13 protein-coding genes are annotated in these 17,293 nt (G+C 72.8%); 8 read left to right on the forward strand and 5 right to left on the reverse strand.

Features of this window, described 5'->3' with window-relative positions; genetic code table 11:
* The first annotated feature begins 344 nt into the window (after positions 1-344).
* Complete coding sequence (locus tag AB4039_RS28025; protein WP_442272103.1) at positions 345-2,687, forward strand: collagenase; 2,343 nt, start codon at positions 345-347, stop codon at positions 2,685-2,687.
* Between the two features lie 77 nt (positions 2,688-2,764).
* On the opposite strand, the gene AB4039_RS28030 is transcribed toward AB4039_RS28025, so the two are convergent.
* The 4 genes from AB4039_RS28030 to AB4039_RS28045 all read right to left on the reverse strand — a co-directional run bounded on the left by AB4039_RS28030 (position 2,765) and on the right by AB4039_RS28045 (position 8,646).
* Positions 2,765-3,220 carry a hypothetical protein gene (locus AB4039_RS28030; protein WP_442272104.1) on the reverse strand — a complete coding sequence of 152 codons (456 nt, stop codon included), beginning with the start codon at positions 3,218-3,220 and terminating at the stop codon, positions 2,765-2,767.
* Between the two features lie 255 nt (positions 3,221-3,475).
* Positions 3,476-4,534 (reverse strand): sodium:calcium antiporter, encoded by a 1,059-nt coding sequence (locus AB4039_RS28035; protein ID WP_266844619.1) that lies wholly within the window; start codon positions 4,532-4,534, stop codon positions 3,476-3,478.
* Between the two features lie 304 nt (positions 4,535-4,838).
* Positions 4,839-5,603 carry an alpha/beta fold hydrolase gene (locus AB4039_RS28040; RefSeq protein WP_442272105.1) on the reverse strand — a complete coding sequence of 255 codons (765 nt, stop codon included), beginning with the start codon at positions 5,601-5,603 and terminating at the stop codon, positions 4,839-4,841.
* A 79-nt stretch (positions 5,604-5,682) separates the two neighbouring features.
* Positions 5,683-8,646, reverse strand: a complete 2,964-nt coding sequence (locus tag AB4039_RS28045; RefSeq protein ID WP_442272106.1) for an AAA family ATPase — start codon at positions 8,644-8,646, stop codon at positions 5,683-5,685.
* 327 nt (positions 8,647-8,973) lie between these two features.
* Here AB4039_RS28045 and AB4039_RS28050 point away from each other — a divergent pair, with 327 nt between their 5' ends.
* From AB4039_RS28050 to AB4039_RS28060, 3 genes are all read left to right on the forward strand, one after another.
* Positions 8,974-9,636: a response regulator transcription factor gene (locus AB4039_RS28050; RefSeq protein ID WP_266844622.1), complete on the forward strand. Its 663-nt coding sequence runs from the start codon at positions 8,974-8,976 to the stop codon at positions 9,634-9,636.
* Between the two features lie 165 nt (positions 9,637-9,801).
* Positions 9,802-10,512, forward strand: coding sequence for a DUF4255 domain-containing protein (locus AB4039_RS28055; RefSeq protein WP_266844624.1), 711 nt, complete (start codon positions 9,802-9,804; stop codon positions 10,510-10,512).
* On the forward strand, positions 10,509-12,599 hold the full coding sequence (locus tag AB4039_RS28060; protein ID WP_442272107.1) for an ATP-binding protein: 2,091 nt from the start codon (positions 10,509-10,511) through the stop codon (positions 12,597-12,599). Before AB4039_RS28055 ends, AB4039_RS28060 begins: the two co-directional genes overlap by 4 nt.
* A gap of 75 nt (positions 12,600-12,674) precedes the next feature.
* Here AB4039_RS28060 and AB4039_RS28065 read toward each other — a convergent pair whose 3' ends face one another.
* Entirely contained in the window at positions 12,675-14,072 is a 1,398-nt protein-coding gene (locus AB4039_RS28065) for an RICIN domain-containing protein (protein ID WP_266844628.1), read from the reverse strand.
* Between the two features lie 319 nt (positions 14,073-14,391).
* Here AB4039_RS28065 and AB4039_RS28070 point away from each other — a divergent pair, with 319 nt between their 5' ends.
* From AB4039_RS28070 to AB4039_RS28085, 4 genes are all read left to right on the forward strand, one after another.
* Positions 14,392-15,996 carry a phage tail sheath subtilisin-like domain-containing protein gene (locus AB4039_RS28070; protein ID WP_266844630.1) on the forward strand — a complete coding sequence of 535 codons (1,605 nt, stop codon included), beginning with the start codon at positions 14,392-14,394 and terminating at the stop codon, positions 15,994-15,996.
* Between the two features lie 74 nt (positions 15,997-16,070).
* The gene (locus tag AB4039_RS28075; protein WP_266844631.1) at positions 16,071-16,514 is read left to right on the forward strand and encodes a phage tail protein; all 444 of its coding nucleotides are present in this window, start codon (positions 16,071-16,073) and stop codon (positions 16,512-16,514) included.
* On the forward strand, positions 16,514-17,011 hold the full coding sequence (locus AB4039_RS28080; protein WP_442272108.1) for a hypothetical protein: 498 nt from the start codon (positions 16,514-16,516) through the stop codon (positions 17,009-17,011). The genes AB4039_RS28075 and AB4039_RS28080 overlap by 1 nt, the downstream gene beginning before the upstream one ends.
* Positions 17,008-17,166 (forward strand): DUF6760 family protein, encoded by a 159-nt coding sequence (locus AB4039_RS28085; RefSeq protein WP_266844633.1) that lies wholly within the window; start codon positions 17,008-17,010, stop codon positions 17,164-17,166. The genes AB4039_RS28080 and AB4039_RS28085 overlap by 4 nt, the downstream gene beginning before the upstream one ends.
* Positions 17,167-17,293: the final 127 nt, after the last annotated feature.

Genomic DNA, 17,293 nt, shown 5'->3' on the forward strand with positions numbered 1-17,293 from the left:
GTCCGCTCCAGGGCGACGGCACCGGCGACCCAGCCTGTCCGGCATGTGCGCGGGCGGCCTGCCGGACTTCAGCGCACCGCACATCGCATCGGGCCAGAACCACGCCGTGCGGCGATACCCGGAAGCCGTACCGGACTACCGGACCACCCCCTCCCGCTCCACCCGCGCCGCCCCGTCTGACCGGCTCAACGGTCCGGGGCCGGAAGTTGACAACGTTTCAGTTTCGGTGGCCGAGAATCTGGCCAAAAGACTTCCAGCATGATGCGACATGTGAAATTTTACATGTCACACATCAGCTGCCGTGTCCCCAGCACGCGGCACGACGGCCCCGGAGGCCCCCACAGATGCATCCCTTCCGCATATCGAAGGCCGGCGCGCGCAGACTTCCTGCGCTCGGCGCAGCCGTCTTCATTGCGCTCGGCCTGTTCACGCCGCCGAGCCAGGCCGCCTCCGTCGGCGCCACGGCCCCGGCCGGTGCGAACGCACGTGGAACCGCGGCCTCTGCGCCGCGGTCGATTCCGGTCCCCAAGTCACCCGATGCGCTGCGCAACAGCTCGCGCTTCCGGATCTCCTCGCAGGACAGCGCCGACGAGGCCGCCACGGCCCCCGCCCCCACCGCCAAGCCCGTCAAGGCCGACAAGAGCGACAAGGCCGACAGGCAGTCCTCGGCCGCCGCCGGGGCCGAGTGCGGCGACCTCTCCGGCGTGATCAACGCCACGGGCGGCGCGTTGGTCCAGCAGCTCAAGGCCCTCCCCCGGATCGACTGTACGTACCCGCTGTTCGGCCTCACCGGGGAGAACGCTCGGAAGGCGTTCCGTGAAGCCCAGATGGTGACCGTCGCCGACGCGCTGCGCGACGCTTCCGCCACCTACTCGGGCAACAACAGCGCCGCCATCGGGCAACTGGTGCTGTTCCTGCGCGCCGGCTACTACGTGCAGGACAACCACGCGGACGTCGTCGGCGACTACGGCACGGCGCTGGACGGCTCGGCGCGCGGCGCGCTCGACGCCTTCTTCGCCTCTCCGCGCAGCAAGGACGTCACCGACGCGAACGGCGAGATCCTCAACGAGGTCGTCACGCTGATCGACAGCACCCACGCCGCCGGCCGGTACGCCGGCGTCGTCAAGTGGATGCTCGGTGCCTACGACGGCACGTGGCCCGCCCAGATGAACCTCGCCATGCAGCACGTCGAGTGGGTCGTCGAGAACGGCTTCAAGGCCAAGAGCGACGCCCGCGGCTGGCGGGCCGCCCTCAAGGCCGACCCCGCCATCCTCGACACCTGGGCCGGCTTCATCACCCGCAACGGCGCGGAGCTGAACCGCCTGGACGTCGTCAGCAACGTCGGCCGCTACCTGGGTTACGCCCTCGACGTCCCCGAGCTGAAGGACCGGGTCCGGCCGCTGCTGAAGGACCTGATCAACCGCTACCCGAACGTCGGCCCCACCGCGCCGATCACGATGAACCTGGGCTGGTACACGCGCCAGTACGACAGGAACAACTGCGCGGCCTACGCCATCTGCGACCTGGGCGAGCGCGTGCTCCCGGTGATCCTGCCGATCCAGCGCACGTGCACCCCGGGCCTGAAGATCCGCGCCCAGGACATGTCCCCCGGCCAGCTGGACAGCACCTGCACCAGCCTGGTGAACCAGGACGCCTACTTCCACCGGGTCATCGGCGACAAGGGCCCGATTCCCGGTGACGTGAACACCAACCTGGAGGTCGTCGTCTTCGACGACTACACCCAGTACTCGCTGTACGCCTGGGCCATCTACAACATCGACGTCGACAACGGCGGCATGTACGAGGAGGGCAACCCGGCCGCGCCCGGCAACCAGGCCCGCTTCATCGCCCACGAGGCCAGCTGGCTGCGTCCCGACTTCCAGATCTGGAACCTGAACCACGAGTACACGCACTACCTCGACGGCCGCTACAACATGGCCGGCGACTTCGATGCCGGCCTGACCACGCCGACCATCTGGTGGGTCGAGGGCATCGCCGAGAACATCTCGTACGGCTACCGGGGGGCGCGCAACGCCGACGCGATCGCCGAGGCCGCCAAGAACACGTACAAGCTGAGCGACCTGTTCGACACCGTCTACAACCAGGACGGGGACCCCGACGTCAACTCGAACCGGGTCTACCGCTGGGGCTTCCTCGCGGTCCGCTACATGCTCCAGGCGCACCCCGCCGACGTCGAGACCGTGCTGGGCAAGTACCGCACCGGTGACTGGAACGGTGCCCGCACCTTCCTGAAGCAGACCATCGGCACCGGCTACGACGCCGGCTTCGCCACCTGGCTGTCGACCACCTGCGCGACCAACGACTGCGGCCCGCTGCCGGAGGCCCGGACCACCCCGCTGTGCACCCTCGGCGACGCCCGGCAGTTCGACCAGAACTGCCGCCGGGACAACCTCGCGGCCGCCACCGGCAACTACAGCTACCACTTCCTCTACCTGCCCGCCGGTGTCAAGCAGCTGACCATCACCAGCAGCGGAGGCACCGGCAACGCCGACCTCTACTACGGTGGCAGCACCTGGGCCACCACCGGCAACTACCAGGCGAAGTCCACCAATGCCGGGAACGGCGAGACGCTGACGATCGACAACCCGCCGTCCGGCTGGGTCTACTTCAGCCTCGCCGCCGCGCAGGACTTCAGCGGTGTGAGCCTCTCCACGCAGTCCAAGTGAGCCGGTCCGCCGGGGCCGGCCGGCCCCGGCGGACACCAGGCCACCGCCGGCGGGCTTCCGCACAGGACCCGCCGGTCTCAGAGCGCGATCGGCCGGTACTTCAGGGCCTCGTCGACGATCTGTTCCGCGGACGCGCCCCGAAGGTGGTCCGGAGGATCGAACAGCAGGCCGGCGACCCGGGGATGCGACACGTTCGCCTGCAGGAGGCGCAGGTGGTGGTCGCTCTCCGGGGCAGCCGTCAGGAGTCTGCGTACGATCTCCACGAGCTCGTCACGGGTGATGTCCGCGACCACCGGTCGAGCCGGCCCGGCCGCCTCCCGCGCGAACTCCTCCAGGCTCCTGCTGCCGTCGTACTCGGCGAAGTCGAGCGCCGCGTAGTCGTGACCGGTCTTCGCGTTGAACGCCGCGATCGCCTCGTCCGCCACCTCCGAGCCGGTCTCCAGGAGCTCCGCGATCCGCTCCACCTCGGCGCACAACTCGTCCAGCAGCCGACGGCTCACGGGCGGGGGCGACAACTCCGGTCTCAGGTCCACAGCACAAGCATGCCCCCCCCTCACCGGCCCTTCTGGAGACGACCCGGTCGGGGGCCAGGCCCTGGAGCCGACGACGGCGCGGGCGCCGGTCCCGGCCAGCCTGTCCGGCCGGCGGCACGCGGCTGATGGTGCTGCCCGCCGGGCCCGTCGCCGTGGTCGTCGCCGCAAGGGTGTCCGGCACCGGTTTCGGCATCCTCCAGAACGCCACGACCACGGTCTGAGCCGCGGCCCGCGCCCGCCGGTCTCCGCAGCGGGTCAGCCGAGGATGGGGACGAGTCCGATGGCGAAGACCGCGTAGAACCCGGCGGCCACCGCCAGCCGGGCCGGAGTCAGCCGGTGGGCACGCATGGTCAGCAGCAGATAGGTGATCGCCGCCATGGTGACGATCCCGGACCACAGCAGGGGGCCGTCGAAGTGCCAGCTGGTGAAGATCAGGCCGATGCCGCTGGGAACGGTGGCCTGGATCATCATCGAGCCGGAGATGTTGGCGAGGGCCAGCTTGGTCTTGCCCTGACGGACCCAGATCACCGCGTTCATGATCTCGGGGAGCTCGGTGGCGATCGGCGAGAGCAGCAGGGCGGTGACCGTGGCCGAGAGGCCCAGCATCGGACCGATGACATCGAGCTGCTTCACGAAGAAGTGCGCGGCGATGAAGATCACGACAAGGGTGGCCAGAGTCTGGACGGCCACGGCCCACGTGGCCGGAGAGGCGGCCTTGGGCTGGAGCTTCAGCGGCTCCGGTTCTCCGTCCTCATCGGCGTCGGCGTCGTCGGCGGCGCGGCTGCTACGGATCTCGCGCCAGAAGTAAACCGCGTACGCGGCGAAGAACAGCACGCCCAGGGCCGGCTTGAACGCGAAGGCGACCAGACCGAGGGCGACCTTCAGGAAGAAGATGGGCAGGAACCACTTCTGGTCCTTGGCCAGCCGTTCCATGTCCTTCCGGTTGCCGAGCGTCTCGTCGCCCGGCCCGTTCTCCGGCGTGCCCGTCGGCGCCGGAACCTCCAGTCGCTGCTTGCGGCGCTTGAGGAGCAACATCACGCCGGTCACCCCGTAGGCGATGGTGGCCAGGGCGAGCGGCCCGCCCATCGCGGCGCCGACGCCGATCTGCTTCGCCTCGTCGGTGGCGCCGGTGGTCACCGCGACCAGCGTCACCACCGATTCGGGCAGAGCGGTACCGAAAGCGGCCAGGATCGTGCCGACCGCCGTCTTTCCGACCTTGAGGCGCTCGCCCAGCCACTCCACGGCATTGACGAACCACTCGCAGGAGAGGTAGATCGCCCCCGCACACACGATGAGCAGTACGAAATGGATCACAGCAACCGTCCGGATTTCCCGCACCGACGGGCTTCGAGGGCGACCGGCGCGAGGGGCGGCGGCAGCTTCGACCCCGCCGACGCGCATGTATGTCGTCGACAATGGGCCGAAGGTCTCGCCCACCCGCATCCCCATCGGGCGCGGGCCCGGCCACCGGGAACCCGGGGGTTCCAGTGTGTCGACGACCGGTATTGCGGGGCTACTCCCCTTCGCAGTGGCCCAGTCTAGCCACATGCGGTGACGGATCCCGTCCCCGCCCCCTGCCGCCTGGTCCGACGACCGGTGAGCGCGGGTCCTCCGGGTCTCAGCAGGACTCCGACAGAAAGGCGCCGACCTCGGCGGCGAACCGCTCTGGAACGTCGTGGTGCACGACGTGACCGGCCGGAAGCTCGACGAGGCGGGTCCGCCGGCCGCGGCGGGCGACCATCTCGCGGGCGTGATCGGCCGTCAACTCGTCGCTCTGCGTTCCATGGACCAGCAGGGTGGGGCAGGACACCGCTGTCCAGTCGTCCCAGTGATCACCGTTGAGCGCCTTCTGGGAGGCGACGGTGTCGTCGATTCCGAAGGAGAAGCCCCAGCCCCGGTCGCTCTGCCTGAACGAGCACTCCAGATAGGGCGCCGCCGTGCCGAGGGCGGAGACCAGTGCCTCGCGGGAGGGTGCGGTGGCGGGAAGGCGTGTGGTGAACGACCAGTCGCAGTGGACTGCCGCGCCCATGTCCTCCACGATCAGCCCACTGACCCGGTCCGGGTGCCGGGCGGCGAACTGGTAGGCGTTCACCCCGCCCAGTGAGTGCCCCAGCACCGGCACCGGCCCGACCCCCAGATGCCGGTGGAGGGCGACGACATCGGATACGTAGTCGTCCCTTCCGTAAGCGGGGGCACGATCGGATTCTCCGTGTCCGCGCTGGTCGAGCGCGATCACCCGCCACCGTGGCGCCAACGCCCCCGCGAGCGGCGCGAACGCCGACGCCTCGTTGTAGTGCCCGTGCAGGGCCAGGAGCGGCCTCCCCGGACCGCCGAAGTCCAGGTACGACAGCTTCCGCCCATCCGCCATGAAGAACTCGCGCATGAGGTGGATCATAGGAGTCGGCACCGACAGCCCCCGCTCGGCAGCGGCCCGTACGGCCGGTCCGCCCGGCGTGGGCCCCTCACCCGGAAGTGCCCGGCCCGGTGTCAGATGGGGTCCGGGGTGGCCGCGCCGGGGAGCGGGGGCCGTCCAGGGTGGCGGGGAGTTCCGCCCTGCGGCGTATGCCCAGTTTCCGGTAGCTGCTCGTCAGGTGCGTCTCCACGGTGCGGCGGGCCAGGTGCAGCAGGTCGGCGATCTCGGTGTTCGTCCGCCCCGCCGCGGCCAGTTCCGCGATGCGGCGCTCGCTGGCGGTCAGGGCCCCCGAGCCGGTCCGCGCCGCGGCCGGGACCCGGGCGCCGCCCTCGCGCAGGGCCTGCTCGGTCAGGGCGAGCAGCCTCAGGCCGCCCTTGCGTTCGGCCAGGTCCGCCGCCTCGCGCAGCCGGTCACGGGCGCGTGCGCGTTCGCCGGCGGCGAGGAGCTGGCGACCGTGGGCGAGGAGCGCTTCGACCAGTTCCATGCCGGCGTCGGCGGGGGCGTCCCTGAGGGTGTCGACCGCCTCCTCGGCGAGGTGCAGTCCGCGGCGGCCACCGGTCGCGGTGCCGAGGACGCGCAGTGCGCGTCCCACCGTGCGCGGGGTGTTCCACACCCGGGCCAGCCGTAGTTCCTCGGTGGCCAGAGCGAGGGCCTCCTGGCCGCCGCCGAGTGCGAGGCGGCACTGGGCGACCGCCGTCCGCCAGGGGGTGACGACCGGGCTGAGCACCTCTCGGGCCGTCTGACGGCGGCCGCACTCCAGGAAGTCGTGCAGCGCGCCCGCCGGGTCTCCGGCGGCGAGGCGCTGCACTCCCCGCGCGTAGAGGAAGCGGTTCAGCTGCCATGATTCCGGGGCCCGGCTCAGGTCGAAGGCGTCGGCGAGCCGTCCGGCCTCCTCGGAGCGCCCCGTGTGTACCAGTGCCATCAGCACGTGGGCGTCCCGGTTGGAGGGTCCGCTCTGGGCGCGTGCCGCGACGGCCGCTCCGTCGCCGCGCACGGAGATCAGCCGGGCGACGTCGCCGCGGGCCGCGGCGATGTCGGCGCGGGTGTTGAGCAGCGCGTCCTCCATGGGGTGGAGCAGGGCGGGGTGCCGGCAGCCGGCCAGACCGCGGTCCACGAGCCGCTCTGCCTCGTCGAGTTCGTCGGCCCACTCGGCGACCGCCGCCGCCGTTCCCAGCAGGAACGGCTCGGCCAGCGGGTCGGAGGGCCTGGAGAGCAGGGCCCGTACGCGGATCATGGCCTCGCCGGCCGAGATCAGGCCGGCCGTGGCCTCGTACCGCACCAGCAGGGCCCGGCTGGCGGTGCCGACGAGTTCCGGCGCGTGCCGGCCGCTCTCGGAGAGCCTGCGGTAGGTCTCCTGACGGGTGGCGAGGTCGGCGTCGGACAGCAGTGCGGTGGCGGTCCGCACGGTGCGGGTGAGTCCCGGATGTCCGTCCAGGCTGCCCTCCGTGCGCCGCAGTACCTCCAGCGCGGTGGTGACCTCGCCACGGCCGACCAGGGCGGTGCCGAGGGCGACGGCCGCGCGCACCCGGTCGCGGGGTGCGGCGTGCAGGTGCTGTGCCTCCGCCAGACGCGCGATCCCCACGGCGCCGCCGGCCGAGGCGTACTCCAGCGAGCCCAGTTCGGTCAGCAGCTGCTGGCGCCGGTCGTCGGAGAGCGGTTCGTCCAGGGCGCGGCGCAGATAGCGGGCGGCGGCGCCGGGGCGGGAGTCGTGCACCGCGACCGTCGCCGCGTCGCGCAGCACGCGCAGGGCCCAGGGCAGGCCGACGCCCGGCGCGCGCACCAGATGGGCGGCGACCGCCTCGACGCGTTCGCCGCGCCGCAGGACCGTCTCCGCGGCCACCCGGTGCGCCGCCTCGCGTCGGGCCGTCGGCCATCCGGTCAGCACGGCGTCCCGCAGCAGCCGGTGGGCGAAGCGGGGCCGGCCGGCGGAGTCCGGGCGCAGGAGTCCGATGCGGGTCATCGCGGTGAGCCAGCCCGTGACCCGTGCGGGATCCGCACCGGCCGCCTCGGCCAGCGTCCTGGCCACGTCCGGAGCCACCGGGTCGGCCGTGCCGCCCCCGGTCCGCTGGTGCGGTGTCTCCCGGATGTCCTGCGCCTCTGCCGTCTCCGAAGTCCCTTCCGCCGCTTCTGCCGCCCCTGCCTCTTCTGTCTCTTCCGCCTCTTCCGTCTCCTGCGGCCAGGCCTCCTCCAGTGCCGCGAGGCACCGGGCCACCTCGGCCGTCGCCGCGCCCGCGCTGTTCAGCCACCACGAGACCGCCGCCGGATAGCTCCCGGGGTACAGCGCGGCGCAGGTGTCCGGCAGCGGCGGGGCCGCGTCCGCCGCGGGGCCGGCCGGTCGCGGGCCGCCGAGGTCGTCGAGCAGGGCGTGCAGGAGCATCGGGTTGCCCGTCCCCGCCCGTACGCACTCCGCCGTCCATTCGGGTCCGGCCGCCGGGAACGCGGCGCGGACGAGCTCCGCGGCGGCCGTGTCACCGAGCGGGGCGATGGTGTGGGTGCGGACGAGGGAGGGGGGCAGGGATTGGGCGAGCCCCGCGCCCCGTGGGTCGATGTCGTACTGGCCGCGTTCGCTCGCCACGAGCAGCACCGGTAATCGGTCGATGCGGCGCACCGCCTCCCGCAGCCAGCGGCGTGACGGGGCGTCGGCCAGGTGGACGTCGTCGACCGCCAGCAGGAGCGGGCCCTCGGCCGCGTACGCGCACAGCAGCCGCCACAGCCGGGCGGCGCTCCCCCGGTCGTCGGCGTCGGGTGCGAGGTCGGTGAAGTCCTGCACGGGTCCGAGGAGTTGCAACACCGTGGCGAACGGGACACCGGTGTCCTCCGGCGAGCACCGCGCCCGCAGCACCCGCAGGCCACGCCCCGCGGCGTCCCGTACGGCGTTCTCCAGCACGGAGGTCCGGCCGCTGCCGGTGGCTCCCTGGAGCACCACCAGGCCGCCGGACCCGGCGCGGGCCCGCTCCGTCCCGGCCGCGAGCAGTTCCCGGGCACCGTCGCGTTCGCGGAGCGGTCCTGTCATCGGTGCCTCCCGTGGTGAATGGTGTGCTTCCCGCCGGTGGAGACGTCGGAATCCGTGTCGCGGTCGTGTGAAGTGGCGCACCTCACTGTCGGCCCCCGGCCCCCTGCCCCGATGCCTACGGGATCCGTCGTGAACTGCGGGGACGTGCGCGGGGGCGGGCCCGCCTCGTGGTGCTCGCCGTCACGGTCTCGTGGTGCGGCTCGTGGTGCTCCACGATTGCGGTCCCGGCGGTGCCCGCAGAAGGGTTGAGGGTGCTCATCCGCTCCCGGCCCGCGTTGCGCGGCGGCCGCTGAACAGGGGAAACGCTTGCTCAACTCACCCCCGACCATGACCACGTCCTCTCCGGGCACGGGCCCGAACGCCGGTTCCGTGGACCGGCGCGTCCCCGTGGCGGTGTGCGCCGCGGACCCGATCAGCCGCGAGGGCGCGGTCGGCCAGTTGCGCAGACACCCGGAGATCGAGCTGCGCGAGGAGTCCGGTCCGGGCACGGTGGCCCTGCTCGTGGAGGACGCGCTCGACGAGGCGGCGCTGACCCGGCTGCGCCGGATCGTGCGCAGCGAGGGGGCGCGCGCCGTGCTCGTGGTGACGTCGATGCGGGAGAACGAGCTGCTGGACGTGGTGGAGTGCGGTGTCGGCACGATCGTCTGGCGCCACGAGGCCACCGCTGACCGGCTGGTGCAGGCGGTGCTGGCAGCGTCCCGCGGTGACGGCGATCTGCCCGCCGATCTGCTCGGCCGCCTCATCCAGCAGGTGGGCACGCTGCACCGGGGTGCGGCGGGCCGGACCGGGCCGCCGACCCTCGGGCTCACCCCGCGTGAGGTGGACGTCCTGCGTCTGGTCTCCGAGGGCCTCGACACCGGTGAGATCGCGGGCAAGCTCTCCTACTCCGAACGGACCGTCAAGAACGTCATGCACGGGCTCACCACACGGCTCCACCTGCGCAATCGCGCGCACGCCGTGGCTTTTGCCCTTCGGGAAGGCTACATCTGACCGTCCGGGCAGCCGGAGGCGGCCCGAGGTGTCCGCAGGGGCAGGGCGGACTGCCCGGCGGCCGTCCCCCGTGCCCCTGCGGCCCGGGCGGGCGCCCGGGGGACGATCGGCGGCGGACGACGTGCCGGGCGGAATCGGCCGTGCGGGCAGAGCGGGAGCGCAGGCGTGATCCACGAGGTGGACGAGGTACTCAAGGGCCTGTTGGGCGGCGGAGCGTTGACGGGTTCGGGGATCGACGTGTCCTTCGAGGCACCGACCCGTGACTGGGCGGCCCGGCGCAACGCCCCCGTGGTCAACACGTATCTGTACGACATCCGGGAGGACGTGGCCCGGCGTCAGCGCGGCCACGTGGCGGTGCGGGACGAACGCGACGTGGTCGTGCGGCGGAGTCGGCCGGCGCGCTGGTTCMGGCTGTCGTACCTGGTGACGGCGTGGACGAAGACCCCGCAGGACGAGCACCGGCTGCTGTCCGCCGTGCTCGCGACCCTGCTGCCCCGTGAGGTACTGCCGCCGGACGAACTGCCGGGTTCCCTGCGCACGCTGGGTCTCTCGCTGCCGCTGACGGTGGCCGGCAGCCAGACGGAGTCGCGGTCGCTCGCCGAGATCTGGTCCGCGCTGGGCGGCGAGCTGAAGCCGTCCCTCGACCTGGTGGTGACCGCGCCCTTCCCGTCCTTCCCGGAGTACGACGCGGGACCGCCGGTCACCGAGGGCGCGACGGTCCGGGTGGGCGGTGTGGACGGCGACCCGGCGGCGTCCGAGGGGCGTTCGCACCGTCCCCACCAGGTGGCGGCCGCCCGGGCGGCACGGGCCGCCCGCAAGACCGCGGCCTCCCGCCAGGGGACGCAGGCCGCCTCCGGCGGCCCGGAGGAGCGATGAGCGCCCCGTACGCCGTCTCGGCGGCGGATCCGCGGACGGCCGGCGCCGGGGCACCACCCGGGGCCGCCGACGGCCCCGCCGACGGCCCCGCCCGCGCGTTGCTCGCCCGCCTCGACGGGCTGCGCGGGCGGGTGGCGGCGCTGGTCGAACGGCGGGCCGCCGGCGATCCCACGGCCGACGACCCCCTGCGCGGCCTCTACCTTTCCGAGGAGGCGGTGCGCCATCTCCTCGGCACCTGGGCCCCGTTGACGGGCGGCGGGACCGAATCCCGGCCCACCGGGACGGGCACCGGTCGGGCCGTCGACGAGGAGCCCGTGCCCGGCCCCGACGACCGGCTGGCCCGGCTGGCCGGACGTTCGGGCCTGACCGCGCTCGACGCCGCCGTCCTGCTCGTCGCCCTCGCTCCCGACGTCGACCGGGCCTTCGAACCGCTCTACGGCTACCTCAACGACGACGTGAGCAGGCGCCGGGCCACCGTCGGCCTCGCCCTCGACCTGTGCGGGGTGCCCGCGCACTCCGCCGCGGCCCGGGCCCGGCTGCACGTCCGCGCGCCCCTCGCCGCCCTCGGCCTGCTGGAGGTCGACGAGCCGGAACGTCCCTTCCTGACGCGTTCGCTGCGCGTGCCCGACCGGCTGGTCGGGCACCTCCTCGGCGACGACACCCCGGACGCCGCGCTGCTCGCGCTGCTGCGCCCGATGCCGGAACCACTGCCGTCCGACACGGCAGCCGAGCAGTTCACCCACCGGCTCGCGGCCCTGCTGGCGTCCGGCCCCACCACCGTCTACCTGCGGGAACAGCGCGAGGGCGACGGCCTGGCCGTGTACGCCGAAGCCCTGCGCGCCGCGGGCCTGGACGGGATGTGCTGCGACCTGCGCGACGAGGACGTCTCCGGTCTGCTGCGCGAGGCCCGCCTCAGCGGCCGGGCCGTCGTCGTGCCGGCCCTGCCCGAGCGGCCCGGCCCGCTGGTGCGGGCGCTCGCCGCCGCGCCGGACGTGACCGTACTGCTGGCCGGTTCCCGCCCGTACGACCCGTACTGGTGCCCCGAGGACCCGCTGGTCCTGGACGCACCGGGCCGCCGGGACGGCGGGACGGCCGCCTGGCGGGCCGTGCTGGGCGCGGACGCCGACGGCTTCGATCTGGCCACGACGGTCGCCCCGTACCGCCTGGGCGGGGACCGCGTGCGGCGGGCCGCGCGGGCCGCGCGGGCGCTGGCCGCCTTCGACGGCGGTCCGGTCACCGCCGCCCATGTGCGGCGCGCGGCGCGCCGGCAGTCGGCCTCGGGGCTGGAGAGCCATACGCGCCGCATCCGGCCGGCCGTGGGCTGGGGGGACCTGGTCCTGCCCGAAGGGCCCCTGGGGCAGCTGCGCGAACTGGCCCTGCGGGCCCGCCACCGCGACCGCGTGCTCGGCGACTGGCGGCTCAGCGCCGGTGGCGGGCGCGGCCGGGGCGTGCTCGGCCTGTTCGCCGGGGAGTCCGGTACCGGAAAGACGCTGTCGGCGGAGGTCGTCGCGGCCGACCTCGGTCTCGACCTGTACGTGGTGCAGCTGTCGTCGGTCGTGGACAAGTACGTCGGGGAGACCGAGAAGAACCTGGAGCGGATCTTCACGGAGGCGGACCGCACCGACGCGGTGCTGCTCTTCGACGAGGCCGACGCCGTCTTCGGCAAGCGCTCCGAGGTCAAGGACGCCCACGACCGCTACGCCAATATGGAGAGCTCCTACCTGCTCCAGCGGCTGGAGTCGTTCGACGGTATCGCGCTGCTCACCACCAACCTCCGCGCGAACATCGACGCGGCGTTCACCCGGCGGCTGGACCTGGTGGTCGACTTCCCGTTCCCCGACGCCGGACAGCGCCTCGCGCTGTGGCGGCACGGGCTGGCGCACGTACCGTCCGCCGACGGCATCGACGCGGCCCCGCTGGCCCGTGACTTCGAGCTGGCCGGCGGTTCCATCCGCGGCGCGGTGGTCACGGCCGCCTATCTCGCCGCCGGGCGCGGCGGCGAGGTGACGGCGGACGATCTGCTGGAGGGCGCTCGACGGGAGTACCGCAAGGCGGGACGACTGGTGCCGGGCGAGGGCGGCTGGTGATCCGGCGGCCGGGAACGACGACCGGGGCGGCGGCCGGCCCGGCGGGGTGCTCACCGGTCGCGGCCGCCGCGGGCCTCAGTCGTTCTTGGGGTGGACGATCTTCCACTCCTGGTTGCCGGTGTTGCTGCAGTCGGAGATGTTCAGCCGGTCCCCGGCGCTCGCCCCGCCGTTCACGTTCAGGCACCTGCCGTTGCTGGCGTAGTTGCGGATCCAGTAGTCGCCGTTGTCCTGCTTGTCGATCCACCACAGCTGGTTGTCGGCGGTGGTGCCGTCGCAGTGGAACTCACCGATGCCGGTGCCCACGGGCCGGCCGCCGTACTCGCCGAGGTCCATGCAGAACTGGTCCTTGACGTTGCGGATCTGGAAGAGCGGCGTGCCGCCGGGGCCGAGCTTCGGGTACTTCACCTCAAGGTTCCAGAGCTGGTTGTCCGATGCGGTGCCGACGCAGCCGGCCTGCTGGACGGCCATGTTGACCTGGCCCTTGTCGTTGCCCGGCAGATCGGCGCACATGCGGGTGGCGGAGTTGCGCAGCAGGACCTTCTCCGCGGGCACGACGGGCGGCGGTTCCGCGGGCTCCGGGGACTGCCCGCCCCCGGCGCCTCCGTCGTCCTCGGACTTCTCGCTCTTCTGCGGTTCGGGTTCGGCGCTGGGCGACGGCGGCGGGGGCGGGGAGAGGGGCGGGGTGGTGGGCAGAATGGCGCCGGCCTGCTCGGGGACCTCGGTGGCCTCGGTGCGGACCTGCGGCTTGTAGGAGATCCAGATCATCACGAAGGCGATGGCCAGGGCGAGGAGGAGCCCGAAGAAGGTGGCCAGCCAGCGCGGGAGGAAGCCGCGCTGGACGTAGGTCCCCTCGACCTCCAGCGGCTCGGTGCCGGAGCGGCGCACCATGAGGGTGTAGGGCCGCTCTTCCCTGGAGCCGAACCAGATGATCTGCCGGGGGCGCAGGGTCGTGTCGACGAACGCGGCCCGGCCGGGGTCGATCTGGACGTTCCCGGGGCGGAGTTCGTACGCGAGGTGGTCCCCGGTGTCGCTGCCCGTGACCGACGCCGTCACCTTGGTGTTGCCGAGGTTGTCGACCGCCAGTCTCGGGCGTCCGCGCAGGCGGCCCTTGACGGTCGGCGGCACGAGTTCCGCGCGCACCTCGGCGAAGGGGGTGATCGTCAGGTTCCCCTCCGGAACCGTCACGGCCTCGGGGTGCTCGGTCGGCGTGATCCGCACCGCGTACGGGTTGGGCCCGGCCGTGGCGTCGGGAGTCCGGGGCGGCGCGAACGTCAGCTCGACCGTCCCCGTGGTGCCCGGGTACAACCGCAGGGCCGTCGGCTCCACCGTCGTCCAGGGCGCCACGTCGCCGACGGGCTCGAAACGGTATTCGTCCACCACGTCACCGGTGTTGCGCACGCGCAGACGCACCCGCGTACTGCTCCCGGGGTCGACGGTCACGGAGGAGGGTTCCAGGGAAGTCCAAAGGCTCACCCCGGCACGCTAGTTCCGCCCGGGCGCGCGGACAGGAGCCCCCGGGGCAGGATGCGTTGCCCCGGGATCCCGCCGGTTGCCCGGGCGCGCGGGCCGTGCGGCCCGCGCGCTTCAGAACCGGGGTGCGCGCTCGCCGTTGGCGACCCGTTCCGGCGGGGGTCCCCGCCTCCGCCCCGCCGCCGGGCGCCCGGGATCTGCCCCTCCAGGCAGCGGAGGGGGCAAAGAGAGTGCCCCCGTCCGGGTACCGGGGGACGTTTCGACGGGCGCCGCGCGCGCGTCAAGGTGGGGTGTCCTGTCTCGTATCCGAGGAGAGCAGAGCATGCCGTCCTATCTGTCGCCCGGCGTCTACGTCGAGGAGGTGGCGAGCGGTTCCCGCCCGATCGAAGGGGTCGGCACGTCGGTGGCCGCCTTCGTCGGTCTGGCGCCGACCGGCCCGCTGAACGAGCCGACGCTGGTGACCAACTGGACCCAGTACGTCGCGGCCTTCGGCGACTTCACCGACGGCTACTACCTCGCGCACTCCGTCTACGGGTTCTTCAACAACGGCGGCTCAGCGGCGTACGTCGTGCGCGTCGGCGGGTCCGCCGGGGACGCCGCAGGCCGGGGGGAGGCCTCCGGGCCCGCCGCGGTCGCGGGCGGCTCCGCACCGGCCGCGCTGCCCGCCGCCGAGCCCCGCCGGCTCGGTACCTTCGCCGTGGCCGCCATCGCGGAGGGCCTCGGCGGCCCGCTGTCCGTCGAGGTCTCCGACGCCGAGGGCGAGGGACCCGCCGAGCGCTTCAAGCTGGTCGTCAAGGACGGCGACAAGCCGGTCGAGTCCTTCGACGTGACCGCGAAGAAGGGCAGCCGTTCCTACGTCGTCACCCAGGTCAAGGAGCGTTCCAAGCTCATCGCCGTGACCGAGGCCGCGCCGTCCGCGCAGCTGGCCCGTCCGGAGAACCAGACCGTGACGCTGCCCGAGCCGCCGCCCGCACCCGTCGAGCCGGCCGCACCGGCCGGCCGCGGCGCGGGCTCCCACCCCGGCCCGGCGCAGTACCTCGGCGACTCCGCCGACCGCACGGGTTTCGGCGGCCTGGAGGCCGTCGACGAGATCTCCATGGTCGCCGTGCCCGACCTGATGGCCGCCTACCAGCGCGGCGCGATCGACCTGGAGGCCGTCAAGGCGGTCCAGCTCGGTCTGATCGCGCACTGCGAGCTGATGGGCGACCGGGTCGCGATCATCGATCCGCCGCCGGGCATGAACGCCCGTGACATCCGGGTCTGGCGCCAGGAGACAGCCAACTACGACTCCAAGTACGCGGCTCTCTACTACCCCTGGATCAAATCCTTCGACCCGGCGACCGGGCAGTCGCGCCTGGTCCCGCCGAGCGGCCACGTCGCCGGCATCTGGGCCCGCAACGACTCCGAGCGCGGTGTGCACAAGGCCCCTGCCAACGAGGTCGTCCGCGGGGCCGTGGACCTCGAACTGCAGATCACCCGCGGCGAGCAGGACCTGCTCAACCCGATCGGCGTGAACTGCATCCGGGCCTTCCCCGGCCGCGGCATCCGCATCTGGGGCGCCCGCACCCTCTCCTCCGACCCGGCGTGGCGGTACCTGAACATCCGCCGGTACTTCAACTACCTGGAGGAGTCGATCCTGATCGGCACCCAGTGGGTGGTGTTCGAACCGAACGACCACAACCTGTGGGCGCGCATCCGCCGCAACGTCTCCGCGTTCCTGGTCAACGAGTGGCGCGGCGGGGCCCTGTTCGGGCAGAGCCCGGAGCAGGCGTACTACGTCAAGTGTGACGAGGAGACGAACCCGGCGGAGTCGGTCGACCTCGGCCGGGTCATCTGCGAGATCGGCATCGCGCCGGTCAAGCCCGCCGAGTTCGTGATCTTCCGGCTGGCGCAGTTCTCCAGCGGCAACGGGGAGCTGGAGGAGTAACCGGGCGCCGCGGAGCCCGCCTCCGCGCCCCTCACCCTCTCCGTGCCCCCCCTCTTCAGAAGGACAGCGAGCACATGAGTCTCCAGCCGGGTGACGCCCTCACGTCACACAACTTCGGCCTCCAGATCGACGGAGTGATGGTCGAGTACCTCGCCGAGGTCAGCGGTCTCACCCTCGAACAGGACGTCATCACCTACCAGCAGAACAGCGCGCAGGGCCGGCCCGAGGTGGCGCTGCTGCCGGGGGTGCAGAAGAACGGCCAGTGCACGGTCGTGCGCGGCATGACCCAGTCGACGTCGTTCACGCAGTGGATCAACGACTCGATCCGCGGCCAGATGAGCACGGCCCGCAAGAACGCCTCCATCATCATGATGGACTACCAGGACAACCCGGTGAAGCGCTACAACCTGCGCAACGCCTGGTGCAGCAAGATCGAGACGAGCACGGTGAAGGCCGGTGAGGCGGCGGCGCTGACCGAGACCGTCACCATCGTGTTCGAAGAACTGGTCATCGAATAATGCGGCGTTCGGTCGGGACCGCGCCGCGGACCGCGGCGGCGGAGGCGGGGCTCCCCCACTCCGCTCCCGCCGCCGCACCGGACCACGCCCCCGCCGGTCCTCCGGCCGACCCGGTGCCACGGCAGTCGCTGCGCACCGAGTTCCCCTTCGAGCTGCCGCGCGGGTACGTCGACGACGCGGGCACGGTGCACCGTGACGGTGTCATGCGGCTGTCCACGGCGCGCGACGAGCTCGTCCCGCTGCGGGACGTGCGCGTGCAGGAGAACCTGGCGTACCTCTCGGTGGTGCTGCTGGGCCGGGTCATCACCCGGCTGGGCACCCTCCCGATGGTGCACGACGGGATCGTGGAGAACATGTTCGCCTCCGACCTGGCGTTCCTCCAGGACTTCTACCGCCAGATCAACGCGGAGGGCCACACCCGGGCGGCCGTGCAGTGCCCGCACTGCGCGGAGCACTTCGAGGTGGAACTCGGCGGGAGCCGCCTGGGGGAATCGTGACGTACGCGACCGACCGGCTGCACGAGGAGATCGCGTACGTCGCCTACCACTTCCACTGGGGCCTGGACGCGATCCTCGACCTGGAGCACCGGGACCGGCGCCGGTACACCGAGCAGATCGCGTCGCTCGTGACGCGCGGCGCGACGGAGGGCTGAGCGGGTGGCATTCCTGAACCGGCTGCGGGGGCGAGGGTACGACGACGGCGGGGCGGCGTCCGGCGGCTCCCCGGCGACGGCCGCCGGCGGCGCGGAGACCACCGAGACCGCCGGGGCCGCCGGGGCC

It is taken from the genome of Streptomyces sp. M-16 (assembly GCF_052114405.1).
GTDB lineage: Bacteria > Actinomycetota > Actinomycetes > Streptomycetales > Streptomycetaceae > Streptomyces.